23 protein-coding genes are annotated in these 24,278 nt (G+C 73.9%); 8 read left to right on the top strand and 15 right to left on the bottom strand.

The window, feature by feature from the left end:
- Window positions 1-30: 30 nt before the first annotated feature.
- The 3 genes from AC4MBH_RS02590 to AC4MBH_RS02580 form a co-directional block, all read right to left on the bottom strand.
- Entirely contained in the window at window positions 31-750 is a 720-nt protein-coding gene (locus AC4MBH_RS02590; RefSeq protein WP_491792775.1) for a GntR family transcriptional regulator, read from the bottom strand.
- An 84-nt stretch (window positions 751-834) separates the two neighbouring features.
- Window positions 835-3,381, bottom strand: coding sequence for an ABC transporter permease (locus AC4MBH_RS02585; protein ID WP_491792774.1), 2,547 nt, complete (start codon window positions 3,379-3,381; stop codon window positions 835-837).
- Window positions 3,382-3,388: 7 nt separating this feature from the next.
- Entirely contained in the window at window positions 3,389-4,162 is a 774-nt protein-coding gene (locus tag AC4MBH_RS02580; RefSeq protein ID WP_491792773.1) for an ABC transporter ATP-binding protein, read from the bottom strand.
- A gap of 137 nt (window positions 4,163-4,299) precedes the next feature.
- On the opposite strand from AC4MBH_RS02580, the gene ppgK reads away from it, so the two are divergent.
- The 7 genes from ppgK to AC4MBH_RS02545 all read left to right on the top strand — a co-directional run bounded on the left by ppgK (window position 4,300) and on the right by AC4MBH_RS02545 (window position 10,280).
- Window positions 4,300-5,040, top strand: a complete 741-nt coding sequence (gene ppgK / locus AC4MBH_RS02575; RefSeq protein WP_491792772.1) for a polyphosphate--glucose phosphotransferase — start codon at window positions 4,300-4,302, stop codon at window positions 5,038-5,040.
- Between the two features lie 58 nt (window positions 5,041-5,098).
- Window positions 5,099-5,713 (top strand): alpha-ketoglutarate-dependent dioxygenase AlkB, encoded by a 615-nt coding sequence (locus tag AC4MBH_RS02570; protein ID WP_491792771.1) that lies wholly within the window; start codon window positions 5,099-5,101, stop codon window positions 5,711-5,713.
- 84 nt (window positions 5,714-5,797) lie between these two features.
- Window positions 5,798-6,127, top strand: coding sequence for a lipopolysaccharide assembly protein LapA domain-containing protein (locus AC4MBH_RS02565; protein ID WP_491792770.1), 330 nt, complete (start codon window positions 5,798-5,800; stop codon window positions 6,125-6,127).
- A gap of 37 nt (window positions 6,128-6,164) precedes the next feature.
- Window positions 6,165-7,604, top strand: coding sequence for an NADP-dependent phosphogluconate dehydrogenase (gnd, locus tag AC4MBH_RS02560; RefSeq protein WP_491792769.1), 1,440 nt, complete (start codon window positions 6,165-6,167; stop codon window positions 7,602-7,604).
- A 1-nt stretch (window position 7,605) separates the two neighbouring features.
- A complete protein-coding gene (locus tag AC4MBH_RS02555; RefSeq protein ID WP_491792768.1) occupies window positions 7,606-8,481 on the top strand; it encodes an aldo/keto reductase in 876 nt (291 codons plus the stop codon).
- 100 nt (window positions 8,482-8,581) lie between these two features.
- Window positions 8,582-9,841, top strand: a complete 1,260-nt coding sequence (locus AC4MBH_RS02550) for an MFS transporter (RefSeq protein ID WP_491792767.1) — start codon at window positions 8,582-8,584, stop codon at window positions 9,839-9,841.
- A 46-nt stretch (window positions 9,842-9,887) separates the two neighbouring features.
- Window positions 9,888-10,280, top strand: a complete 393-nt coding sequence (locus tag AC4MBH_RS02545; RefSeq protein ID WP_491792766.1) for a DUF3253 domain-containing protein — start codon at window positions 9,888-9,890, stop codon at window positions 10,278-10,280.
- Window positions 10,281-10,284: 4 nt separating this feature from the next.
- Here the strand turns inward: AC4MBH_RS02545 and AC4MBH_RS02540 are convergent, their stop codons facing one another.
- From AC4MBH_RS02540 to AC4MBH_RS02485, 12 genes are all read right to left on the bottom strand, one after another.
- Window positions 10,285-10,836 carry a hypothetical protein gene (locus AC4MBH_RS02540; RefSeq protein ID WP_491792765.1) on the bottom strand — a complete coding sequence of 184 codons (552 nt, stop codon included), beginning with the start codon at window positions 10,834-10,836 and terminating at the stop codon, window positions 10,285-10,287.
- 114 nt (window positions 10,837-10,950) lie between these two features.
- Window positions 10,951-11,676 (bottom strand): SRPBCC family protein, encoded by a 726-nt coding sequence (locus tag AC4MBH_RS02535; RefSeq protein WP_491792764.1) that lies wholly within the window; start codon window positions 11,674-11,676, stop codon window positions 10,951-10,953.
- Window positions 11,676-12,515, bottom strand: a complete 840-nt coding sequence (locus AC4MBH_RS02530; RefSeq protein ID WP_491792763.1) for an FAD binding domain-containing protein — start codon at window positions 12,513-12,515, stop codon at window positions 11,676-11,678. Before AC4MBH_RS02530 ends, AC4MBH_RS02535 begins: the two co-directional genes overlap by 1 nt.
- Window positions 12,512-14,986, bottom strand: a complete 2,475-nt coding sequence (locus AC4MBH_RS02525; protein WP_491792762.1) for a xanthine dehydrogenase family protein molybdopterin-binding subunit — start codon at window positions 14,984-14,986, stop codon at window positions 12,512-12,514. Before AC4MBH_RS02525 ends, AC4MBH_RS02530 begins: the two co-directional genes overlap by 4 nt.
- Window positions 14,983-15,501 (bottom strand): (2Fe-2S)-binding protein, encoded by a 519-nt coding sequence (locus tag AC4MBH_RS02520; RefSeq protein WP_491792761.1) that lies wholly within the window; start codon window positions 15,499-15,501, stop codon window positions 14,983-14,985. The genes AC4MBH_RS02525 and AC4MBH_RS02520 overlap by 4 nt, the downstream gene beginning before the upstream one ends.
- A 409-nt stretch (window positions 15,502-15,910) precedes the next feature.
- Window positions 15,911-17,134, bottom strand: coding sequence for a transcriptional regulator (locus AC4MBH_RS02515; RefSeq protein ID WP_491792760.1), 1,224 nt, complete (start codon window positions 17,132-17,134; stop codon window positions 15,911-15,913).
- 72 nt (window positions 17,135-17,206) lie between these two features.
- Complete coding sequence (locus tag AC4MBH_RS02510; RefSeq protein ID WP_491792759.1) at window positions 17,207-18,370, bottom strand: XdhC family protein; 1,164 nt, start codon at window positions 18,368-18,370, stop codon at window positions 17,207-17,209.
- Window positions 18,363-19,475 (bottom strand): vWA domain-containing protein, encoded by a 1,113-nt coding sequence (locus AC4MBH_RS02505; RefSeq protein ID WP_491792758.1) that lies wholly within the window; start codon window positions 19,473-19,475, stop codon window positions 18,363-18,365. Before AC4MBH_RS02505 ends, AC4MBH_RS02510 begins: the two co-directional genes overlap by 8 nt.
- A 4-nt stretch (window positions 19,476-19,479) precedes the next feature.
- Window positions 19,480-20,355 (bottom strand): AAA family ATPase, encoded by an 876-nt coding sequence (locus AC4MBH_RS02500; protein ID WP_491792757.1) that lies wholly within the window; start codon window positions 20,353-20,355, stop codon window positions 19,480-19,482.
- Window positions 20,356-20,545: 190 nt separating this feature from the next.
- A complete protein-coding gene (locus AC4MBH_RS02495; RefSeq protein WP_491792756.1) occupies window positions 20,546-21,103 on the bottom strand; it encodes a nucleotidyltransferase family protein in 558 nt (185 codons plus the stop codon).
- Window positions 21,100-21,765, bottom strand: a complete 666-nt coding sequence (locus AC4MBH_RS02490) for a hypothetical protein (protein WP_491792755.1) — start codon at window positions 21,763-21,765, stop codon at window positions 21,100-21,102. The genes AC4MBH_RS02495 and AC4MBH_RS02490 overlap by 4 nt, the downstream gene beginning before the upstream one ends.
- Entirely contained in the window at window positions 21,762-22,313 is a 552-nt protein-coding gene (locus AC4MBH_RS02485) for an RNA polymerase sigma factor (protein ID WP_491792754.1), read from the bottom strand. Before AC4MBH_RS02485 ends, AC4MBH_RS02490 begins: the two co-directional genes overlap by 4 nt.
- Before the next feature lie 93 nt (window positions 22,314-22,406).
- Between AC4MBH_RS02485 and AC4MBH_RS02480 the strand changes: the two genes are divergently transcribed.
- On the top strand, window positions 22,407-24,263 hold the full coding sequence (locus AC4MBH_RS02480) for a serine/threonine-protein kinase (RefSeq protein ID WP_491792753.1): 1,857 nt from the start codon (window positions 22,407-22,409) through the stop codon (window positions 24,261-24,263).
- Window positions 24,264-24,278 lie beyond the last annotated feature (15 nt).

Below are 24,278 nucleotides of genomic sequence, written 5' to 3'. Positions count from 1 at the left end.
GCTCCTCGCCCAGCGTCGGCGCGCCGTCCGTCAGGCGTCGTTGCCCAGCTGGATCCACAGCGTGAACCGGTCGGCCCGGTAGACGCTGCGGGAGACGTTGACGATCTTGTCGCCGACCATGCCGCGGCGGGAGTGCCGCAGCACCACGGAGCCGGGGTCGACGTCGAGCAGGGCGCCCTCCTCGTCGCCGGCGACGTCGGCGGCGATGGAGTCCTCGGCCCAGGTCGGGCGCAGGCCGCGGGCGTCGAGGGCGTCGTACAGGCTGGTGGGCATGCCGGTCTGCAGGAAGCCGGGCAGCAGGACCTCGTTGAGGTAGTTGTCCTCGATGCACACCACGGCGCCGTCGCCGCGGCGCAGCCGGCGCCAGTGGATGACGGCGTCACCCTCGGTGAGGTTGAGGGCGCGGGCGACGCCGGGGCCGGCCTGCTCGCGGCGGGCCAACAGCGTCTGCGACTCGGCCAGCAGGCCGCGGCGGGCCATCTCCTCGGTGTAGCCGGTGATCGGGGTGGCGACGCGACGGGGGCGGGCCACGAAGGTGCCGCGACCGGGGATGCGCTCGAGGAGGCCCTCGGTGACCAGGGCGTCGAGCGCCTGGCGGACCGTCATCCGGGCCACGCCGAACCGGTGCACCAGCTCACGCTCGGACGGGGCCGGTGATCCCGGGGCGTTGCCGGCCACCAGGCCGCGCACGTACTCCCGGACCACGACGTGCTTCAACGACCGACCGTCGCTGACCATCACGTCCTCCACCCTTGGAAGGGTAGGCAACCCGCGACCGCCACGTCAGCGGAATCGCGGGTTTGCCCCACCCTTTACCTTCGCTTCACCGGCCGGTCAGTCGGTCGAGATCGCCCGCAGCACGTCGAGCCGGGCGGCCCGGCGGGCCGGGAGGATCGCGGCCAGCACGCCGATCACGACCGCCAGGGCGAAGAAGACCACGAGCTGGTCGAACGGCACGCTGATCACGTCGAGGCCCTCGTCGCGCAGGGCGTACATCAGCGCGAGGCCGAACCCGATCCCCTGGACCACGCCCAGGACGGCGCCGAGCAGGGCGATCACGATGGACTCCAGCGTGATCATCCGCCGCAGCTGGCGCCGGGTGACGCCGATCGCTCGCAGCAGCCCGACCTCGCGGGTGCGCTCGATGACCGACAGCGCGAGGGTGTTGACGATGCCGAGCACCGCGATCAGCAGGGCGAGGCCGAGCAGGGCGTAGATGATGAGCACGAACTGGTCGACCTGGGCGCGCTGCTCCTCCCCGAACGCCGCCTGGTCCTTGGCCGTGACCGTCGGCTGGTCCTCGAGAGCGTCGTCGAGACCCTGCTGCAGCGCGTCGGTCGCGCCGTCGTCGCCGAAGACGACGAGCAGCTGGTCCTGCGTCTCGTAGCCAGCCTCCTCGAAGGTCTGGATCGAGCTCACCACGTTGCCCTGCAGGAGTGCGTTGCTCCGGAAGATCCCGCCCACGGTGAACTCCCGGGTGCCGCTGGCCACGACCAGCTCGATCTCGTCGCCGACGGCGAAGCCGTTGCTGGTCGCGAAGTCGTCGGAGAGCAGCACGCTGCCGTCGGGCAGGTCCCCGCTGCCCTGCTCGACGGTGATCTCGAGCCGGTCGAGGTCGTCGGGGTCGGTGGCGACGACGAAGGCGAAGTCGCCGTCGTGACGGGCGACGTCCCCGCGCTGGCGGACCACGTCTGCGACCCCCTCGACCTCGGCGAGGCGGTCGGCGATCCGGGGTGAGAACGGTCCGGCGAAGATGCTGCTGACCACGTAGTCGCCCGCGAAGTCCTGCTCGACCGACTCGTCGATCGTCGCCTTGGCCGAGGCACCGATGATGGCCATCGCGCACCCCAGCGCCAGCCCGATCATCAGGGCCGACGCGGTGGCCGCCGTACGCCGGGGGTTGCGCAGCGAGTTCTGCGCGGCCAGGTTGCCGATGGAGCCGAAGACGCGGGCGTAGACGACCCGGGTGACCCGCAGCAGCGGCGCCGCGAGCACCGGGCTCATCGCGGTGACGCCGAGCAGGATCGCCAGGATGCCGGCCCCGGTCCACCAGGCGCCGTTGCCCAGGTCGACGGCGTCGGTCAGCCCGACCGCGAGGGCCAGGCACCCGAGTGCCGCGACGGCCAGGCCCCCACGGAAGCGCTGTCGCAGCGACGACTCGGGGAGCGCGACGTCGTCGCGCATGGCCTGCACCGGCGCGATCCGCGAGGCCCGGCGGGCGGGGAAGTAGGCCGCCGCCATCGTGACCGGCACCCCCACGGCGTACGCCGCGAGGAACGTGCGCGGACGGAAGACCAGCGGCTGGTCCGACAGGTCGAGCCCGACCAGCGCGAAGCCGGCCCGCAGCAGGATCGCGAGCAGGATGCCGACCCCGATGCCGAGCGTGGAGCCGATCAGCCCGACGACCAGCGCCTCGACCTGCACCGAGCGCACCACCTGCTTCTTGTGCGCGCCGAGCGCCCGCAGCAGCGCCAGCTCGCGGCTGCGCTGGGCCACCAGGATCGAGAAGGTGTTGACGATGATGAAGGTGCCGACGACCAGCGCGATCCCGGCGAAGATGAGCAGGAAGGTGGTCAGGAAGCCGACCGCCTCCAGCAGGTCGCTGGCCTCGTCGTCGGACGCCTGCTCGCCCGTGACGGCCTCGAGGCCGTCGGGGAGGACCTCGGCCACCTGGTCGCGCAGCTCCTCCTGGCTGACGCCGTCGGCGGCGGTCACCCAGATCTCGTTGTAGACGTCCTCGCCGTCGAGGAAGATCCGCTGCGCCTCGGCCGTGGTGAACGCCGAGAACGTCGCGCCGTTGAGCGACCCGCCCTCGGGGAACCCTGCGATGCCCACCAGCGTCGGCGCGAGGTTGGACTCCTCGTCGGAGGTGATGATCTCGACCGTGTCGCCGAGGTCGTAGCCGGACTTCTCGACGGTCTTCTCGTCGAGCACCACCTCGCCGGGCGCGGTGGGCTCCCGGCCCTCGACGACCTGGAGCCCCGCGAGGCCGCCCGCCGCGGGGGCGTCGGACCAGTTGCCGCCCAGCGACGGCGGCCCGAACCCGCCGATGGGCTTGCCGTCCTCGCCGACGACGTAGACGCCGTCGACGCCGATCTGGCCGTCGGCCCGCGCGGCCCCCGGCAGCTCGGCGAGCCGGGCCACCACGTCGCCGGGCACGGTCTCGGTGGACGCGCTGCCCGACAGGGCCGTGCCCTCGGTCTCCGGCTGGACCACGACGTCGCCGACGGTGGCGTCGAAGAGCGCGGTGAAGCTGCGGTTGAGGGTGTCGGAGAACAGCAGCGTGCCGACGACGAAGGCGACGCCGAGGACGATCGCGAACGTGCTGAGCACCAGGCGGAGCTTGCGCCCCAGCAGGCTCTTGAGGGCGGCCCGGATCATGCCGGGGTCACCGGGTCCCGTCAGTCGTGGTGTCGGTGCCGTCGGTGCCGTCGGCCATCGCCACCATCAGCTCGAGCACGGCCTCGCGGTCGGGCTCGCGCAGCTCGCGGACCACCTTGCCGTCGGCCAGGAACACCACCCGGTCGGTGTACGCCGCCGCGACCGGGTCGTGCGTGACCATCACGACCGTCTGGCCGTGGTCGTCGACGGCGGCACGCAGGAGCTTGAGCACCTCGGCGCCGGACCGGGAGTCCAGGTTGCCGGTCGGCTCGTCGGCGAAGACGATCCGCGGCCGGCTCACCAGCGCCCGGGCCACCGCCACCCGCTGCTGCTGGCCGCCGGAGAGCTCGTTGGGCTTGTGGGAGAGCCGGTCGCGGAGCCCGACGGTCTCGATGACCGAGTCGAACCACGCCCGGTCGGGCTTGCGCCCGGCGATCGCGAGCGGGAGCACGATGTTCTCCTCGGCCGTCAGCGTCGGCACCAGGTTGAACGACTGGAAGACGAACCCGATCTCCTCGCGCCGCAGCACCGTGAGGTCGTGGTCCTTGAGCGTCCCGATCGAGCGGTCGCCGATCCACACCTCGCCCGAGTCGGGACGGTCGAGCGCCGCGCAGACGTGCATCAGGGTGGACTTGCCGGAGCCGCTGGGGCCCATCACGGCGGTGAACTCGCCGGCGTGGAGGTCGAGGGTGACCTCGTCGAGGGCGCGGACGACGGCCTCGCCCTTGCCGTAGGTCTTGGTCAGGCCGACGACCCGGGCGGCGACGCTGGGGGTGCTCATGACGCCACTCTGTCGGGAGACCCCGGGGTCGCGCCACGGGGATCACCCCGACCGCCCCCTACGATGCCGTGCATGTACGTCGTGCGCACCGCCGCGGTCCCCGTCCCCCGAGGGCCCGTCCCAGCCCTCCCCGCGTCGTGACCGCGCACCCGGTCGGGGTCGACTTCGGCGGCTCCGGCATCAAGGGCGCACCCGTCGACCTCGACCGCGGCGACTTCGCCGCCGACCGGGTCCGCATCCCGACGCCCCAGCCGTCGACCCCCGACGCGGTGGCTGAGGTGCTGGCCGAGCTGCTCTCCTCCTTCGACGGGGGCGCGCCGGTCGGCGTGACCGTGCCGGGCGTCGTCCGCTCGGGCGTGGTGAGCACGGCCGCCAACATCGACCCGTCGTGGATCGGCGTCGACGCCGCCGCGCTGTTCGGGCGCGCGTCCGGGCGGGCGGTGTTCGTGCTCAACGACGCCGACGCAGCCGGCCTCGCCGAGGCGCGCTACGGCGCCGCCCGCGGCCAGCGCGGCCTGGTGATCGTGACGACGCTCGGCACCGGCATCGGGTCGGCGCTCCTCCACGACGGCGTCCTGGTCCCCAACGCCGAGCTCGGTCACGTCGAGATCGACGGCCACGTCGGCGAGCAGCGCGCCGCCAACAGCATCCGCGAGAACGAGGACCTGTCCTGGGACGAGTGGGCCGCGCGGCTCACGACGTACTACCGGATGCTCGAACGATTGTTCTCGCCCGAGATGTTCGTGGTCGGCGGCGGCGTCAGCAAGCACGCCGACCAGTTCCTGCCGATTATCGACATCACGACGCCGATGGTGCCCGCGGTGCTGCGCAACAAGGCCGGCATCGTCGGCGCGGCCGCCTACGCCGCCACCTCCTGACCCGGACCCGCCCAGATCGGGGTCGAACAGACGTTCGATCGTGGCGTACCCTGGGGCCATGGACTTCCAGGGGAGCCTGTTCGAGGCGCCACCCACCGGGCTGGCCGACCTGTCCGGCACCGAGCGCCGCGTCCTGACCCGCGGTGCCTGGCTCGACGTACGACGCAGCTGGGTGCCCGACAGCGACGAGGTCCTCGAGACCCTCGTCCGTGACGTGCCGTGGCGGGCCGAGCGGCGCCAGATGTACGACCGGCTCGTCGACGTGCCCCGGCTGCTGCACACCTACATGATCGGCGAGGAGCTGCCGCACCCGCTGCTCACCGAGGCCCGCGAGGCGCTCTCGACGCACTACGCCGACGAGCTCGGCGAGCCGTTCCGCACCGCCGGGTGCTGCTACTACCGCGACGGGCGCGACTCGGTGGCCTGGCACGGCGACACCATCGGCCGCGGGTCCACCACCGACACGATGGTCGCGATCGTCTCCTTCGGCGACCCGCGCCGGCTGTGCCTGCGCCCGCGTGGCGGCGGCGACTCGATCGCCGTCGAGATGGGCCACGGCGACCTGGTGGTGATGGGCGGGTCCTGCCAGCGCACCTGGGAGCACGCCGTCCCCAAGGTCGCCCACGCCGGCCCGCGGGTCTCGGTGCAGTTCCGCCCGTTCAACGTCTTCTGAACGCCGGGGCCGCCGTGCCGCCCCTGCCCGGTGCCCCACCCACGGGTGGACCGCCGGACCACCGACCGGCCTAGCGTCGAGACCATGAGCCAGGCCCCGCCTCCCCCGCCCGCCGCCGACGAGCCGATCCCGACGCGCGACACCGAGGCGCACCACGACGACCCGCTGCGGGGGTCACGCACCAGCGGGGCGTACGCCGCGGTGGTCGCGGCCGCGCTGCTCCTGGTGCTGCTGGTGGTCTTCGTGATCCAGAACACCGAGAAGACCCGCATCGAGTTCCTGTGGCTCGACGGGCAGTTCCCGCTCGCCGCGGCGCTGCTGATCGCCACCGTCGTCGGGATGGCCGTGGTCGCCGCCGTCAGCAGCCTGCGCATCCTCCAGCTGCGCCGCCGGGTCAAGCGCGAGCGCCGGTGACTCCCCACCTGACCACCCATCTGCAAGGGTCGGACCCGTGACTGACGCACGCGCCACCATCGGCCTGACCGGACTCGCGGTCATGGGCCGCAACCTCGCCCGCAACATCGCCCGCCACGGCCACACCATCGCCGTGCACAACCGCACCGCCGCCCGCACGCAGGCGCTCCTCGACGAGCACGGCGACGAGGGCGACTTCATCGGCACCGAGAACCTCGAGGAGTTCGTCGCTGCGATCGAGCGGCCCCGCGTGGTCCTGGTGATGGTCCAGGCCGGGCCCGGCACCGACGCCGTCATCGACGACCTCGTGCCGCTGCTCGAGGAGGGCGACATCGTCGTCGACTGCGGCAACGCCCACTACGCCGACACGATCCGCCGCGAGGAGCAGCTGCGCGAGCACGGCCTGCACTTCGTCGGCGCCGGCGTCAGCGGTGGGGAGGTCGGCGCGCTGAACGGCCCGTCGATCATGGTCGGCGGCACCGACGAGGCCTACGAGCGGCTCGGGCCGATCCTGGAGTCGATCGCCGCCCAGGTCGACGGCGAGCCCTGCTGCGCCCACGTCGGGGTCGGCGGGGCCGGCCACTTCGTCAAGATGGTCCACAACGGCATCGAGTACGCCGACATGCAGCTGATCGCGGAGTCCTACGACCTGCTCCGCTCGATCGGCCACCTCGACCCGCCCCAGATCGCCGACGTGTTCGCCCGGTGGAACGAGGGCGAGCTCGAGTCGTTCCTGATCCAGATGACCGCCGACGTGCTGCGCCACACCGACGCCGGCGGCCAGCCGTTCGTCGACGTCGTCCAGGACGCCGCGGAGCAGAAGGGCACCGGACGCTGGACCGTGCAGAGCGCGCTCGACCTCGGCGTCCCGATCACCGGCATCGCCGAGGCGACGTTCGCCCGGAGCCTGTCGGGCCACACCGAGCAGCGCGCGGCGGCTCGCAAGGTCTTCTCGACCTCGCCGGAGGACCAGACCGTCGACGTCGACCGCGACACGTTCGTCGACGACGTCCAGGCCGCGCTGTACGCCTCCAAGGTCGTCGCCTACGCCCAGGGGTTCGACCAGATCGCCGCCGGCGCCGAGGAGCACGGCTGGGACGTCGACCTCGGCCAGGTCGCCAAGATCTGGCGCGACGGCTGCATCATCCGGGCCCGCTTCCTCGGCCGGATCACCGAGGCCTACGCCGCCGAGCCCGACCTGACCACCCTGCTGACCACCGAGTTCTTCGCCGACGCGGTCAAGGAGGGCGTGCACTCGTGGCGCCACGTGGTCGCGACCGCCGCCCAGGGCGGCGTCCCGGTGCCGGCGTTCGGCTCGTCGCTGTCCTACTTCGACGGGCTGCGCCGCGAGCGGCTCCCCGCGTCGCTGATCCAGGCGCTGCGCGACAACTTCGGTGCCCACACCTACCGACGCATCGACCGCGAGGGCACGTTCCACACGGCCTGGGCGGGCGACCTGAGCGAGAGCGAGATCTGAGATGGCCACCGCGCCCACCGACGTGACCGCAGCACCGTCCGGCACCTACGAGATCGGCGGCGACCTGCCCGTCGTCCGGCTGGGCTACGGCACCATGCAGCTCACCGGCGACGGCGTCTGGGGCTGGCCGGCCGACCGCGACACCGCGGTCGCGGTGCTGCGACGGGCCGTCGAGCTCGGCATCACGTTCTTCGACACCGCCGACTCCTACGGCCCGGTCGTGGCGGAGGCGCTGCTCAAGGAGGCGCTGCACCCCTACGCCGACGACGTCGTCATCGCGACCAAGGCCGGCCTGACCCGCCAGGGCCCGGGCGTCTGGACGCCGGTCGGCGTGCCGGCGTACCTGCGTCAGCAGTGCGAGCTGTCGCTGCGCAACCTCGGCGTCGACCGCATCGACCTGTTCCAGCTGCACCGCATCGACCCCGCGGTCCCGCTCGAGGACCAGGTGGGCGAGCTGTCGGACCTGCGCGACGAGGGCAAGATCCGCCACATCGGGCTGTCGGAGGTCTCGGTCGACCAGCTCCAGATGGCGCAGTCGCTGACCCCGATCGCCACCGTGCAGAACCTGTACAACCTGGCCAACCGGGACGCCGAGGAGCTCGTCGACTTCTGCGCCGAGCACGGCATCGGGTTCATCCCGTGGTTCCCGCTGGCGACGGGTGAGCTGTCCGGCGAGGACGGCGTGCTCGGCGACGCGGCCAAGGAGCACGGTGCGACGCCGTCCCAGCTGGCCCTGGCGTGGCTGCTCCGCCGTTCGCCGGTGATGCTGCCGATCCCCGGCACGTCGTCGGTGGCCCACCTCGAGGACAACACCGCGGCCGCCGCCATCGAGCTGACCGACGAGGAGTACGACGCCCTGACCGCGCTCGGCAGCTGACGAGGGTCGCGGAGGCCCGCGTCTGAGGTGCCTCAGACGCTCCGCGGGGGTGCCTTACCGAGTCGTGCGCGACGACGGCCGCTGCGAGACTCGGCGGACCATGACCGCGCACCTCTGGCACGACCTCCCGCGGGAGGGACGGCTGCTGCTCTCGATCGTGGCGATCGAGTTCATCGGCACCGGCCTGGTGCTGCCGTTCCACGTCGTCTACCTCAACGAGGTCCGCGGCTTCGCGCTCAGCGACGTCGGCCTGATGCTCGCGCTGCCGCCGCTGGCCGGGTTCGTGATGACCGGGCCGGCGGGGGCCGCGATCGACCGCCTCGGGGCCCGGGTGGTGCTGCTGGTGACGCTGCTGCTGATGCTGAGCGGCAACGTCGTGCTCGCGTTCGCCGACACGATCACGGTGGCGCTGGTCGGGCTGGCGCTGACGGGCGTGGCGTTCGGGATCTCGTGGCCGGCCACACAGAGCCTGATCGCGGCGGTGGTGCCGCAGGCGCTGCGCCAGCGCTACTTCGGCGTCAACTTCGCGTTGCTCAACCTCGGCATCGGGGTGGGCGGCGTCGTCGGCGGCTTCGTCGTCGACGTCGAGCGCACCCCGACGTTCCAGGCGATCTACCTCGGCGACGCCGTCAGCTACCTGCCGGCTCTGGCGCTCCTGCTGGGGCCGCTGCGCCACGTCGCCGGCCGCCCGGTGCCCGACCCCGCCACCGACGGCGAGGTGGTCGGCTACCTCGCCGTGCTGCGCCGTCCGGCGGTCCGCCCGCTGCTCCTGCTCTCCTTCGTCGGCGCCTTCGTGGGCTACGCCCAGCTCAACACCGGCATGCCGGCCTTCGCCCGCGCCGTCGGCGAGGTGTCGACGCGCGGCCTCGGGTTCGCCTTCGCCGCCAACACCGCCGTGATCGTCGTCCTGCAGCTGTTCGTGCTGCGCCGCATCGAGGGGCTGCGCCGTACCCGGGTGATCGCCGTCATGGGCGTGGTGTGGGCCGGCGCCTGGCTGGTGCTCGGTTCGGCCGGCCTGGTGCCCGGCACGCTCGGGGCGACGCTGCTGGTAGCGGCGTTCGCGTCGGTGTTCGCGTTCGGCGAGACGCTGCTCCAGCCGACGATCCCGGCGCTGGTCAACGACCTGGCCCCCGACCACCTGCGCGGGCGCTACAACGCGCTGAGCTCGGCGTCGTTCAACCTCCCCTCGATCGTCGCGCCGCCGTTCGCGGGGTTCCTCATCGACCACGGGCTGTCGGAGGCCTACATCGGCCTGCTCGTCGTCGGGTCCGTCGCGGTGGCCGTCGTCTCCGTGGTGGTGGTCGAGCCGCGGCTGCCCGCCGGCGTCAACGGCGTCCCGGTGCCCGAGAAGGTCGGCTGACCGCCGGGGTGAGGTGACCCGCCCTTCGGCGCGGCAGCCTGGACGCATGCCGCCCGAGCCCAAGACCTGCGTGGCCTGCGGGCGCACCATCGAGTGGCGCAAGAAGTGGGAGCGCGACTGGGACGACGTCCGCTACTGCTCGACCGCCTGCCGTCGGCACAAGGTCGACCCGACCGACCGCGCGCTCGAGGCGTCGATCCTCGGCCTGCTCGACGAGCGCGCGGCGGGCAAGACCATCTGCCCCTCCGAGGCGGCCCGCGCGGTGTCGGCCGAGCAGGGCGGCCGCGACGACGACTGGCGCGCGCTGATGGAGCCCGCCCGCCGCGCCGCCCGACGCCTGGTGGCCGCCGGCGACGTGGAGATCACCCAGGGCGGGCACGTCGTCGACCCGTCCACCGTCAAGGGCCCGATCCGCATCCGTCGTACCCGGCAGGGCTGAGGGCTCAGCCGGTCTTGGGGCGCAGGACGCCGGCCTCGGCCAGCAGGTAGGACAGCGCGACGAAGGCGTCCGCCTCGACCGTGACCTGCCAGCGCTTGACCTGGGGGCCGGGCTGCCAGCCCACCCAGGTCTTGCGCACGGTCCCGCCCGAGCGGCACCGCACGGTGATCGGCCTCCCGTCGCCGCGGACGAGGAGGTAGGCGCCCGAGCGCTCCGTGTAGAAGGCGATGTCGCTGCCCCCGTCGCCTCCGCTCGCGGAGCCGCCGCGCGTCGTCACCGTGGTGCCGGCGACGACCGCGCTGATCCGGCCGACCGAGCGCCGGCGCAGCCCGGTGCGGCTGCGCCAGCGCAGCACGCCGTCGTCCCAGGACAGGGAGCCGCCCTTCCACCCGCGGCCGCGCCACGACGTACCGGCGTCGTCCCGGCCGGGGTGCACCTTGCCGAGGTGCCGCTCGAGGTTGTCGGCCCCGAGCGCGACGCCGCAGACCGGGCAGGCGATCCGGGCCGCAGGCACGGCCGCGGCCACCCGCCGCGCGATGTCGACGATCTCGGTCACCGGGTCCTCCGCTCCGTGGGGTCCTTGCGGCCCGGGCGGGACAGCCCCGGACGTCCTGGCCCCACAAGACGCCTCTCAGGGGCCATTCCGTCCGGGACTATCCCACGTCCGACCTCACCGCCGCAGCAACCGCCACACCACCAGGAGCACCGCGAGCGCGCCGAGACCCTGCTTCCAGTAGCCCTTGAGGAGCACCGGCAGGACGGCGGCGCCGAGGTCGAGGGAGTCGTCCTGGGCGGGTCTGGGTGCCGGGGCGGGCTTTGCCGGCGCGGGCGCCGGCTCGGGCACGGGCGGCGGTGCGGACGCCGTCGCGGCTGCGGCGGCGTCGGCCAGGGGCGTCGGCTCGACGTCCGGCTCGGGCGGGGCCGCCGCGGCGGCCACCTCCGGTTCCGGGTCGGCCCGCAGCCGCTGCTCGAGGCAGTCGACGAACTGGCCGAGCAGCTTGTCGGAGACGTCCTGCATCACCCCGCGCCCGAACTGCGCCGGCTTGCCGGTGATGTTGAGGTCGGTGAGCACCTCGACGTCGGTGCCACCGTCGGCGCCGGAGGCCATGCTCAGCGTGACCTGCGCGCCGGCGGTGCCGTTGCCGCGCTTGTCCTTGCCCTTGGCGTCGACGCGGAACGAGTGCGCGGCGTCGTCCTTGTCCACGAACGTGCCGGAGCCGGTGTAGACGAGCGCGATCGGGCCGAGCTTGACCTTGACCGTGCCGGCGAACGAGTCCTCGTCGGCCGAGGTCAGCTGGGCCCCCGGGAAGCACTCCGCCAGCGCCGCGATGTCCTGGAAGTGCGCCCAGGTCTCCTCGACCGGGGTGGCCACGGTGAAGCGGTGCGCGAGGTCCATCAGGTGCCCGCCGCCGCCTGCACCGCACGGCGGGTGAGCACCTTGGACAGGTGCCGGCGGTAGGACGCCTCGCCGTTGAGGTCGGACGGCGGGTTGGTCCCCTGGTCGGCGAGCTCGGCCGCGGCGGCGAGGTCCTGGCCCGAGCGCAGGGCGTCCTCGACGGCCCGCGCGCGCAGCGGGGTCGACCCCATGTTGGTCAGCCCGATCCGGACCTCCTGCATCGAGCCCCCACCCTGCACCGTCGCGGCGATCGCGACGATCGGCCACTGGTGGGCCACCCGCACGAACTTCTCGTAGTGCGCACCCCACCCGGTGTGCTTGGGGATGCGCACCTCGGTGAGGATCTCGTCCTCGCCGATCGCGGTCTCGAAGAGGTCGACGAAGAACTCCGTCGCGGGCACCGTGCGCGTGCCGCCCGGGCCGGCGACCACGAACTCGGCGTCGAGCGCGAGCACCGGCGCCCCGAGGTCGCCGGCCGGGTCGGCGTGCGCGAGCGCGCCGCCGAAAGTGCCCCGGTTGCGGATCTGCGCGTCGGCGAGGTGCTGGACCGCCTTGTGCACCAGCAGGGCGTGCTGCTCGACCAGCGGGTGCGACCCGACCACGGCGTGCGGCGTCATCGCCCCGATGACGATCGCGTCGCCGTCGTCGCGGACGCCGCGCAGCGACTCGATCCGGCCCAGGTCGATGACGACCTCCGGTGCGTTGAGCCGCATCCGCAGCACCGGCAGCAGGCTCTGCCCGCCGGCCATGATCTTGGCGTCGTCGCCGTGGGTGGCCAGCGCCGACAGGGCGTCCTCGACGGAGGTGGGGGCGACGTAGTCGAACATGGCGGGGATCATGAACCGGCTCCTTCCGTGCTGCTCGTGCCGGGCTCGGCATCGGGCTCGAAGTGCGGCATCGCGGCGGGCTCGGTCGCGCCGCCCGCTCCCCCGCGGTGGATGGCGTTCCAGACCCGCTCGGGCGTGCACGGCATCTGGACGTCGCGGACACCGAGGTGGCGCACCGCGTCGACGATCGCGTTGACCACGGCCGGCGTCGAGGCGATGGTGCCGGCCTCGCCGACGCCCTTGGTGCCGAGGGAGTTGGTGGTCGCCGGGGTGGTGGTGTGGTCGACCTCGAAGCTGATCGTGTCGGCGGCGGTGGGCAGCAGGTAGTCGACGAACGACCCGGAGACCAGCGTGCCCGACTCGTCGTACACCGCCTCCTCCCACAGCGCCTGGGCGATGCCCTGCACCAGGCCGCCGTGCACCTGCCCGGAGACGATCAGCGGGTTGATGATGTTGCCGATGTCGTCGACGCAGGCGTACTTGCGCATCGTCACCGCACCGGTCTCGGTGTCGACCTCCATGGCGCACAGGTGCGTGCCGTGGGGGTAGTTGAAGTTCACCGGGTCGAAGGTCGCGTCGGCGTCGATCGACGGCTCGGTGCCGTCGGGCAGGTTGTGCGCGGCGAACGTCGCCGTGGCGACCTCGGTCAGCGCGATGCCGGCGTCGGTGCCGACGACCTGGAAGCGGCCCTCGTGGAACTTCACGTCGTCGACGCTGGCCTCGAGCAGGTGCGCCGCGATCGGCAGCGCCTTGTCGATGACCTTGTCGGCGGCGCGCACCAGGGCCTCGCCGCCGACGACGAGCGAGCGCGAGCCGTAGGTGTCGAGGCCCTTGGAGGCGATCTGCGTGTCGCCGTGCAGCACCTCGACGGCGTCGAAGGGGACGCCGAGCCGGTCGGCGACGATCTGGCTGAACGCCGTCTCGTGGCCCTGCCCGTGGGCGCTGGCGCCGGTGACGACCTCGACCGTGCCGGTGGCGAGCATCCGCACGCTCGCGTGCTCCCAGCCGCCCGCGCCGTAGTCGAGCGAGCCGAGCACGCGGCTCGGCGCGAGCCCGCACATCTCGGTGAACGTCGAGACACCGATGCCGAGCTGCACGGTGTCGCCGCTGTCGCGGCGGCGCTGCTGCTCGGCGCGCAGCTCGTCGTACCCGAAGAGCTCGCGGGCCTTCGCGGTCGCGATCTCGTAGTGGCCCGAGTCGTACTCCAGGCCGGCGACCGTGGTGAACGGGAACTCCTCGTGCGTGATCCAGTTCTTCTCCCGGATCTCGAGCGGGTCGACGCCGACCTCGGCGGCCAGCTCGTCCATCAGCCGCTCGATCGCGAACGTCGCCTCGGGGCGCCCGGCGCCGCGGTAGGCGTCGGTCCAAGCGGTGTTGGTGAGCACCGTCTGGCAGCTGAAGTGGTAGGCCGGGAACTTGTAGATGGCGTTGAACATGAACGCGCCGAGCACCGGCACGCCACCGCCGACGATGGCGACGTAGGCGCCGAGGTCGGCCTCCAGCTCGACCTTGAGCCCGGTGACGGTGCCGTCCTTCTCGGCCGCCAGCGTCAGCTTCTGCCACTGGTCGCGGCCGTGGTGGGCGGCGACCAGGCTCTCGCTGCGGGTCTCGGTGTACTTGACCGGCCGGCCGAGCCGGCGCGCGACGGCGAAGGTGATCATCTCCTCCGGCGTCTGCTGCAGCTTGCCGCCGAACCCGCCGCCGACGTCGGGCGCGATGACCCGGATCTTCGACTCCGGGACACCGGTGGTCGCGGCGAGGGCGAAGCGCAGGATGTGCGGGATCTGGGTGGAGGACCAGATGGTGATCTGCTCGCCGGTCGGGTCGACCACGGTCGAGCGCGGCTCCATGAACGCCGGGATCAACCGCTGCTGCCGGTACTCGCGCTCGATGACGATGCCGTCGGCGCGCGCCCGGCTGATGGCGTCCTCGACGTTGCCGCCGGTGCCGGCCTCCGCGGAGTCGAAGACCCAGAGCGCGGACTTGTTGGTGCCGAGGTCGGGGTGGGCGAGCACCTCGTCCTTGACGGCCTCCTTGATGCCGATGACGGCCGGCAGCTCGTCGTACTCGACGTCGACGAGCTCGGCCGCGTCGCGGGCCTCCGCGGCGGTGCGGGCGATGACGACGGCGACGATCTCGCCGGCGAAGGCGACCCGGTCCTGGGCCATCGGCAGGTGCGTCGGCGTGACCTGGTCGGGGGTGATCGGCCAGGCGTTGATGCAGACGCCCTGGCTCTCGCCGAGGTCGGCGGAGGTGAGGACGTCGACCACGTTGGTGGACTGCTTGGCCTCGGTCACGTCGATCGAGGTGATCCGGGCGTGGGCGAACGGGCTGCGCACCATGGCGAGGTGCAGGACACCCGGGGGCGTGAGGTTGTCGGTCCACCGGGTGCGGCCGGTGATCAGGCGCTGGTCCTCCTTGCGGCGACGCTCGCGACCGATCTCCTTGGCCATCCCCTCCGGGGCGTCGGCGACGGCGGTCATGCCTGCACCTCCGCGGCGGGGGCGCCGACGGTGGCGCCGCTCTGCTGGCCCTGGGCCGCTGCGTGCTGCACGGCCCTGACGATGTTGTGGTAGCCCGTGCAGCGGCACAGGTTGCCCTCGAGCCCGTCGCGGATCTCCTCCTCGCTGGGGCTGGGGTTGCCCTCCAGCAGCGCGACGCTCTGCATGATCATCCCCGGCGTGCAGAACCCGCACTGCAGCCCGTGGCACTCCCGGAACGCCTCCTGCACCGGGTGCAGCTCGCCCCCGTCGTACGTCGCCGCGAGGCCCTCGATCGTGGTCACCGCGCACCCGTCGGCCTGCACGGCGAGCACGTTGCACGACTTCACGCTGGTGCCGTCGAGGTGCACCGTGCAGGCCCCGCAGTTGCTGGTGTCGCAGCCGATGACGGTGCCGGTCTTGCCGAGCTTCTCGCGCAGGTACTGCACGAGCAGCATCCGGGGTTCGACGTCGTCGGCCACCTTCGCGCCGTCGACGGTGAGCTGGATCCGGGTCATGGACTCTCCCTTGGATGGTGCCTGCAGCACGCGGTGGGTGTGACCCGGCTCACGCTATGCCGACCTGGTTGGGGTCAGGTTGGCTGCAGGCGAGGAACGAGCCTGCGGCCAGAGCTGTCCCGGTCGAGCGAGCGCGCGACCGAGCCTGCGAGGTCGCGACCGCGAGTCGAGACCCGGTGAGGCGAGAAGCAGCGGCGAGCCGGACCGGTGGTCTCGAGACGGCCGTGGCCGGCCTCCTCGACCAGCGTGGGTCACCGGTGGTCTCGAGACGGCCGTGGCCGGCCTCCTCGACCAGCGTCGGTCACCGGTGGTCTCGAGACGGCCGTGGCCGGCCTCCTCGACCAGCGTGGGTCACCGGTGGTCTCGAGACGGCCGTGGCCGGCCTCCTCGACCAGCGTGCTCGCCGGCGTCAGCCCGACGCCGCAGCCAACCGACCCTTGAGCAGCGGCTTGGCGGGGTGGGCGGCGTCGCCGAGGACGGCGAGGCAGCGCTCCAGCACCGCGGTGTCGTACGGCGCCCGCTCGACGTAGTGGAGCACCGCGTCGGGGTCGGGGTCGGCGAGGAGGGCCTCGCGCACGGCGACGGCGACGTACTCGCCGAGCTCGGCGAGGGCCGGCGAGTTGGTGCCGGGCAGGAGGTCGCCGCCGTAGGCGTCGACGGCGGCGGCGACGTGGCCGCGGCGCAGCAGCCCGAGCACGTGGTCGACGTCGGTGGCCACCGGCATCATGAGCCGGTAGGGGCGCGAGGAGAGCCGGCCGCCGAGGGCGGCGCGCAGGTGGGAGACCTCGGCCTTGAGCGTGGAGAAGGTGACGGCCTGGTCGCCGTAGACGAGCGCGTGCAGCTGCTCGAGGGAGAGGCCCTCGGGGTGCAGGGCGAGCAGCGCGAGCACCTCGGTCTGGCGGCGGTTGAGCAGCAGCCGCTTGCCGTCGAGCCGGACCTCGGCGGTGCCCAGCAGGGTCAGCACGAGCCCGGGGTCGGTGGTGCCGTCGACGGTGGGGTGGGCCGACCGGGGCAGCGCCGTCTCGATCAGCCGGGCCATCACCCGGGCCGTGGCCAGGCCGATGGGGTGCGTGCGGTCCCAGGTGGTGGAGAGGTCGATGACGCCGAGGTGGCGGCCGCTGACGGGGTCGACGACCGGCGCGGCCCAGCAGACCCAGTTGTGCACGATCGAGGCGTAGTGCTCGGCGCTGAAGACCATCGCCGGCTCGCCGAGCCGGTTGGCCAGGTCGAGGGCGTTGGTGCCGACGGACTGGTCGTCCCAGCGTCCGCCGGGGACGAAGTTGACGGCCTCGGCCTTGCGGCGCATCACGCGGCCGCCGTAGGTCCACAGGACCCGGGTGTCGGGGTCGGTGACGGCCAGCACCAGGTCGCCGTCCTCGGCGGTGCGCCGCAGCTCGGACTCGACCCGCTCGACCGCGACCTGCAGCGGCGAGTCGCGCCACATCGCGGTGGTCTCGGACTCGTCGGCCAGCGGGGCCGCCTCGACGTCGGGCTCGACGGCGGCACCCGACCGGGCCCAGCTGTCGAGGATCTCGGGCCGCACGAGCGGCTCGGCCGCGTCGCCCTGCTCGACGTAGGTCGTCCAGGCGTGCAGGCACGCCTGCTTGCGTGCGTCGAGGTCGGACTCGCCCATGTCGCGCACGCTACCCCGGGGGCGTGAGCCGGGTCACCGCCTTCGTGGGGCCCGAGCCGCCGGCCCGCACGCTCAGCCGTGGATCCGGCCCTCCCGGTCGGCGAGCGGCTGGCCCGTCCCGCCCCAGCGGCCGGCGATGATCTCGGCGGCGATGCTCACCGCGGTCTCCTCGGGGGTGCGGGCGCCGAGGTCGAGACCGATGGGGCTCGAGAGCCGGGCGAGCTCGTCGTCGCTGAGGCCGGCCTCGCGCAGCCGGGCCACCCGGTCGTCGTGCGTACGACGCGAGCCCATCGCGCCGACGTACGCGACCTCGGGCAGGCGCAGCGCCACCTCGAGCAGGGGGACGTCGAACTTGGGGTCGTGGGTGAGCACCGTGACCACCGTGCGGCCGTCGATCGCGCCGGCCTCCTGCTCGGCCCGGAGGTAGCGGTGGGGCCAGTCGACGACCACGCGGTCGGCGTCGGGGAAGCGGCTGGCGGTGGCGAAGACGGGCCGGGCGTCGCAGACGGTGACGTCGTACCCGAGGAACGCGCCGACGCGGGCCACCGCCGCGGCGAAGTCGATCGCGCCGAAGACCAGCATCCGCGGCTTGGGCGCGAACGCCCACACGAACACCCGCATCCCCTCGCCCCGCCGCTCCCCGTCGGGCCCGTAGGTGAGGGTCGCGTTGGTGCCGCTGGCCAGCAGCCCGAGGGCGTCGTCGTGGACGGCGTCGGTGGCACGCTCGGACCACAGCGGGGATAGTCGTGGACCTTTGGCACCGTCGTCTGCGTGCGGAACGTCCACGACTATCCCGGTGTCGGGGCGGACGACGAGGCGCGAGCCGAGGCGGGACGGGTCGGGGTGCTCGATGACGGTGGCGAGGGCGACGGGGCGGCCGGCCTCGACGTCGGCGGCGAGCTCGCCGAGCTCGGGGAAGGTCTCGCGGGAGACCTTCTCGACCCACACGTCGAGGATGCCGCCGCAGGTGAGGCCGACGGCGAAGGCGTCGTCGTCGCTGACGCCGTAGCGCTCGAGCACCGGCTGGCTGGAGCCGACCACCGTCTGCGCGAGCTCGTAGACCGCGCCCTCGACGCAGCCGCCCGAGACCGACCCGACGGCGCTGTCGTCGGGGCCGACCAGCATCGAGGCGCCGGGCGGGCGCGGCGCCGAGCGGAACGTCGCCACCACGGTGCCGACCCCGACGGTCTCGCCGGCCTCCCACCACGCCATCAGCTCACCGAGCACGTCACGCACGGGCCACCACCTCCACGAGCTCCTCGTACGTCGCCAGCGTGTGGCCGGCGACCAGGTCGTCGACGTGCGGCAGGACGGCGACGATGCCCTGCTGCACGGGTTCGTAGCCGGTCTTGCCGCGGTGGGGGTTGACCCACACGAGCCGGTGCGCGACGGCGCGGAGCCGGCGTACCTGGTCGCCCAGCAGCGTCACGTCGCCGCGCTCCCAGCCGTCGCTGAAGACGACGACCACCGCGCCGCGCGCCAGCCCCCGTCGTCCCCAGCGGTCGGTGAACGCCTTGAGGGTCTCGCCCAGGCGGGTGCCCCCCGACCAGTCCGGTACGGCGGCGCCCGCGGCGACCAGCGCCCGCTCGGCGTCGCGGGTGCGCAGCGCGCGCGTCAGGTGGGTCAGCCGGGTGCCGACGGTGAACGTCTCGACCCGACCACCGCGCGCCGCGTGCGCCTGGGTGATGGCGTGGGCGAGCCGGAGCAGGCTGTCGGCGTAGCCGCTCATCGACCCCGACACGTCGACCAGCAGCACCACCCGGCGCGGCTTGAGCCGCCGGTGCCGCCACTCGACCCGCGCCGGCTCGCCGTGCCGGCGCAGCGTCGCGCGCAGGGTGCGGGCGGCGTCGACCTGGCCGCGCCGCCACGGCTCGTGCCGGACCGTACGACGCAGCGGCGGCCGCGGGCGCAGGGTCGCGAGCAGCCCCGCCAGCCGGTGCTTCTCGGCCGCGGTCATGGTCGCGACGTCGCGGTGCCGCAGCACCTCGACGTCGCTGGCCAGGGCGCGCACGACGTCGTCGTGGTCGTCGTCGCCGCCCTCGCCGTCGCCCGACCCGAGCGACAGCTGGGCCGACACCGGTCGCGACGGCGGTGCGGGCCGCTCGCGCGGCAGCCCGGTGCGCGCGTCGAAGTAGGCCTCGAAGACCTGGTCGTAGCGGACCAGGTCGTCGGGGGCGGAGCAGAGCGTCGCCCGCCCCGCGGCGTACGTCGCGGCGCGATCGCCGAGGCCGACCAGGGCGGTGGCCTCGAGGAAGGTGGCGGAGCGGTCGTGGGTGACCGGCACCCCGGCCGCCCGCAGCGCCCGGGTGAAGCCGAGGAGGAAGGTGTCGGGGTCGGTCACGAGGTCACGGCCGCAGCATCTGGTCGAGCGCCTGCTGCACGCGGTCGGCGTCCTCGCGGTACTTCACCAGCGCGCCGAGAGTGCGGGCGGAGGTCTCGAGGTCGAGCTCGGCGGCGCCGAGGTGGTGCAGCGCGCGGGCCCAGTCGAGGGTCTCGGCGACGCCCGGCGGCTTCTCGAGGTCGGTGCCGGTGCGCAGCCGCTGGACGACGCCGACGACCTGCTCGGCCAGCGTCGCCGAGACCTCTGGCGCGCGCGAGCGGACGATCGCGACCTCGCGGTCGAGGCCCGGGTGGTCGATCCAGTGGTAGAGGCAGCGGCGCTTCAGCGCGTCGTGCAGCTCGCGGGTCCGGTTGGAGGTGAGCACCACCACCGGGGGCGTCGCGGCCGCGACGGTGCCGAGCTCGGGGATGCTCACCTGGTAGGTCGAGAGCACCTCCAGCAGGAACGCCTCGAACTCGTCGTCGGCACGGTCGACCTCGTCGACCAGCAGCACCACCGGGCTCTGCTGCAGCGCCGTCAGCACGGGCCGCGCGAGCAGGAACCGCTCGTCGTACAGGCTCTTCTCGGCCTCGCCCGCGTCGACGTCGCCGCCGGCCTCGAGCGCCCGCAGGTGCAGCACCTGGCGCGGGAAATCCCAGTCGTACAGCGCCTGCGTCGCGTCGATCCCCTCGTAGCACTGCAGCCGGACCAGGGGTACGTCGAGCGCCACCGCCAGCGCCTCGGCCAGCGCGGTCTTGCCGGTGCCGGGCTCGCCCTCGAGCAGCAGCGGCCGCTCCATCGCGAGCGCCAGGTAGGCCACCGTGCTGAGGCCCTCGTCGCACAGGTAGCCGGTGGCGCTCAGCCGCGCCGCGATCTCGGCGGGTGACGACGGGGTCTGCACCTCTCGGAGCCTACGAGGGGACGCGTTGGCGGGTGGTTGGGTGCGGGCACGTCGGGTGCGAGGAACGAGCGCCCGGCGTAGGCCGTGCCGGTCGAGCGAGCGTCGCGGGTGAGCCTGCGAACCCGCGACGGCGAGTCGAGACCCCCGCAGCGTGCGCAACCCGCTGGGTCTCGACTCGGCTCGACCAGCGTCAGCTGCCGGGACCGTCGACGTCGCGGCCGGTGGCGAGGTCGCCGCACTCGACGTCGACGCAGCCGTGGTCGCGCAGGTAGTCGCGGGCGCCCTCGTCGCCGTCGACGGCGGCGGCGGCGGGGAACCAGTGGTCGCGGCCCATCAGCACCGGGTGCCCCGGGCGGCCGTCGTACGTCGCCCGCGCCAGGCTGGTGGGGCCGTCGGCGGCGGCGAGCACCCGGCGGGCGGCGTCGGCGCCGACGTCGGGCAGGTCGACGAGGAGGATGAGCGCGACCTCGCCGTCGTCGTGCTGGAGCGCGGCGAGGCCGGTGGAGAGGGAGGCGGCCATGCCGGTCTCCCAGTCGTCGGCGACCACGGTGCGCACGCCCTCGGGCACCAGCGCCCCCGCCTCCTCGGCGGCCGCGCCCAGGACCACCAGGACGTGGTCGCAGCCGGCGTCACGGAGCACCTCGACGCTGCGCTGCAGCCACGACGTGCCGTCGTCGTCGCGGACCAGCGCCTTGGGGCGGCCCATCCGGGACCCGCCGCCCGCGGCGAGGACGAGACCGGCGGTCATCGGGCGAACGCCTCGTCGTAGGCGGCCGCGAGGCGCTCGGACCAGGCGTCGGTGAAGCCGCACAGCGTGACCCGGCCGTCGGTGGCCGAGACCAGGTAGCGCTCGCCCTCGCGGAACGTCACCGCCGCCAGCAGCGCCTCCAGGTCGGTCCCGGGCGCGCGCACCAGCACCAGGTCGGTCGCGTCGCCGGCGTAGAACGTCGTGGGTCGCAGCGTCACGAGGTTGCCGCTGATCGACTCCACCACCCCGTCGAAGGCGACCTCCTGCGCGGCGACCACGTCGACGGCGTCCTCCGGGCGCCGGCAGCGGGCGCCGGCAGGGTCGCCGGCGCTCAGCTCGGTGACCGACTGGTCGGAGTCGGTGTCCGTCGGTGCCGGCGTGCCGTCGGCGGCTCCCGGGCCGGGGTCGTCGTCGCCCTGGGTCACCGCGAGCAGCACGCCGGCCGCGATCAGGACGGCGGCCGCGGCCGCCACGAGCCAGGTGAGCCGGCTGCGGCCCCAGGCGCCGTCGGAGCGGGACTCGTCGGTGAGGGGGTCGGTCACGGTGTCCTCCAGGAGTCGGGCCACCCGGGTCGGGTCGGCCACGGGGAGGGAGGCGGCCGGGTCGGCGCTGCGCAGCAGGGCGCGCAGCCCGTCGTCGCCGTCGTCGTGGGGCTGGCTCACGGCTTCCTCCTCTCCGTCGACTCCTCATGTCCGGCACCCACGCCGGCCTTTCGCAGCTCGGCCCGCAGCTTCTCCCGGGCCCGGTGCAGGCGGATGCTCGCGGCGTTGGCGCTGACGTCGAGGACCACCGCGATCTCGGACGCCGTCAGCTCCTCCCACGCCCACAGGCGCAGCACCTCGGCGTCGTCGGCGCGGAGCCCGGCGAGCGCGGCAGCGACCGCCGCGGTGGCGCGGTCGTCGCCCCCGTCGTCGCCCGGGCCGGCCACGGTCGTGACGGGCCGGTCGAGGGTCGCGGCGCGGGCGGCAGCCCGGCGCTGGCGGCGGCTGCTGCGCTCGGCGTTGGCCAGGCAGCGGCGGGCCACGCCGTACGCCCACGGCAGCGGTTGGTCGGGGACCTCGTCGATGCGACGCCAGCAGACGAGCAGCGTGTCGCCGAGCACGTCGTCGGCGGTGGCCGGGTCGGTACGCCGGGCGAGGAACCGTCGGACGGGCTCGACCACCTCGCGGGCCACCTCCTCGAGGCGCTCTCGGCGGGCCGGGGAGGTCACGTGCCCACCGTGCCAGACGTGGAAGCCGGGCGTCTCGCGGGGTCCGGCGCGTGAGAGAGTGCCGGGCACCGGACCGCGATCTGGAGGTGACGTGTGGCCCGATTCCCCTCCGTCGGCGAGGACTTTGCCGGCTACCGCATCACCGGCCAGCTGGGCCGCGGCGGCATGGGTGTCGTGTTCGCGGCCGAGCACCGCGGGCTCGGTCGCGCGGTCGCGCTCAAGGTCCTCTCCCCCGACCTCGCCACCCAGGCCGACTACCGCACCCGGTTCACCCGCGAGGCCGGCGTGCTGGCCCGGCTCGACTCCCCGCACGTCGTCCAGGTGCTCGACCACGGCGAGCAGGACGGCTGCCTCTACATCGCCACCCAGTACGTCGCCGGCGGCGACCTGGCCGCGGCGCTGCGCCGGCACGGTCGGGTCCCGACCGCACCGGCCGCCCAGGTGGCCGAGCAGATCGCCTGGGCGCTCGGCGACTCCCACGCCGCCGGGGCGGTCCACCGCGACGTCAAGCCGAGCAACGTGCTGCTGCGCGAGGTCAGCTCGGAGGTGTTCGTCTACCTCTGCGACTTCGGCATCGCCCAGGACCGCGACCCGGGCCTGACCGCCCCCGGTGCGGTCGCCGGCACCTTCGCCTACCTCGCTCCTGAGCGGCTGCGCGGCGAGCCCGCCACGGCGTCCTCCGACCTCTACGCGCTGGGGTGCGTGCTGTTCACCTCGCTGGTCGGCGCGGCGCCGTACGCCGGCAGCGACGTCCAGATCGGCATGAGCCACCTCAACGCGCCGGTGCCGCGGATGGTCGAGACGTCGCAGGTCGCCGCGGCCGTCAACGCCGTGCTCCAGCGGTCGATGGCCAAGGATCCCGCCCACCGCTACCCCGACGCCCGGGCGATGCGCGCCGACCTGCGCGAGCTCGGCCGGCTCGCCCAGTCGACGCCGCACCCGCCGCTGACCCCGCAGACCCCGCTGTCGGGTGCCGGCCCCGCCGCACCGCCGCCGTCCCCACTGCCGGCGACCCCGCCGCTGCCGCCCGTGCGTCCGGCTCCGCCGGTGCCCTCGGCGCCGTCGGTGCCGGCACCGTCGGGCTGGGGACAGGCGCCGCCGGTCCACGCCCCGGCCCAGCCACCCTTCCCCCCGCCGGCCCACCCCGCGGCCCCGGGCTACCACCCGCAGCCGCGGCGCCGCCGGCGTACGGCGCTGGTCGTGGCCGCCGCGGTGGCCGCGGTCGTCGCGATCGTGGTCGGCGTGACGGTCGCGGTCGCCACCACGGGCGACGACGGCGAGCCCGAGGCACGCGGCTCGTCGACCGCCGCCACCTCCGGGGCCACGGAGACCACCGGGACCACCGAGACGACCGGGACCACCGAGCCGACGACCGAGCCCACCCCCACCGAGCCGACCACGAGCACCACCCCGACGCCCCCCAAGCCCAAGCCCAAGCCTCGGCCGAAGCCGGTCTACCCCGACGTCCCGCCGGCCACCGGCGTCCGGATCGCGCTGGGCGCGGCGTCGCTCAGCGCACCCGCGGGCTGGGGCACCATCGACCCCGGGGTGGTCGACCAGGGCGTGGGCGCCCGCGACTACGACGACCTCGAGGGCTACTACTCCTCGGTCTTCGTCCGCCGCTCCGTCCCGGCGCTCCGGCTCGACTCGCTCCCGCTGCTCGAGATCGCGGCGCAGGGCTCGGTCGAGGCGCTAGACGAGAACGACGACTCCATCACCCTCGAGGAGAGCGACCCGCTGCCGGCCGGGTGGCTCGACGGCCAGCAGGCGGCCCGCATCCGCGCCGTGTACTACGCGCCGGGCGACGACCTGTACTTCACCGAGGAGACGTGGTTCGTCCAGCGCGGCCGCTTCCTCTACCGGATCACCTTCCAGCACAGCCGGATCGACACCCTCGCCGAGCGGCGCGCGCAGATCGACCCGATGGTCGTCTCGTTCCGCTGGTCCTGAAAACGAGCGTCGACC

Source organism: Nocardioides sp. WJ219, from assembly GCF_058559815.1.
The sequence above is the reverse complement of the archived record's forward strand: the minus strand, read 5'-3'. Positions and strand labels throughout refer to the sequence as shown.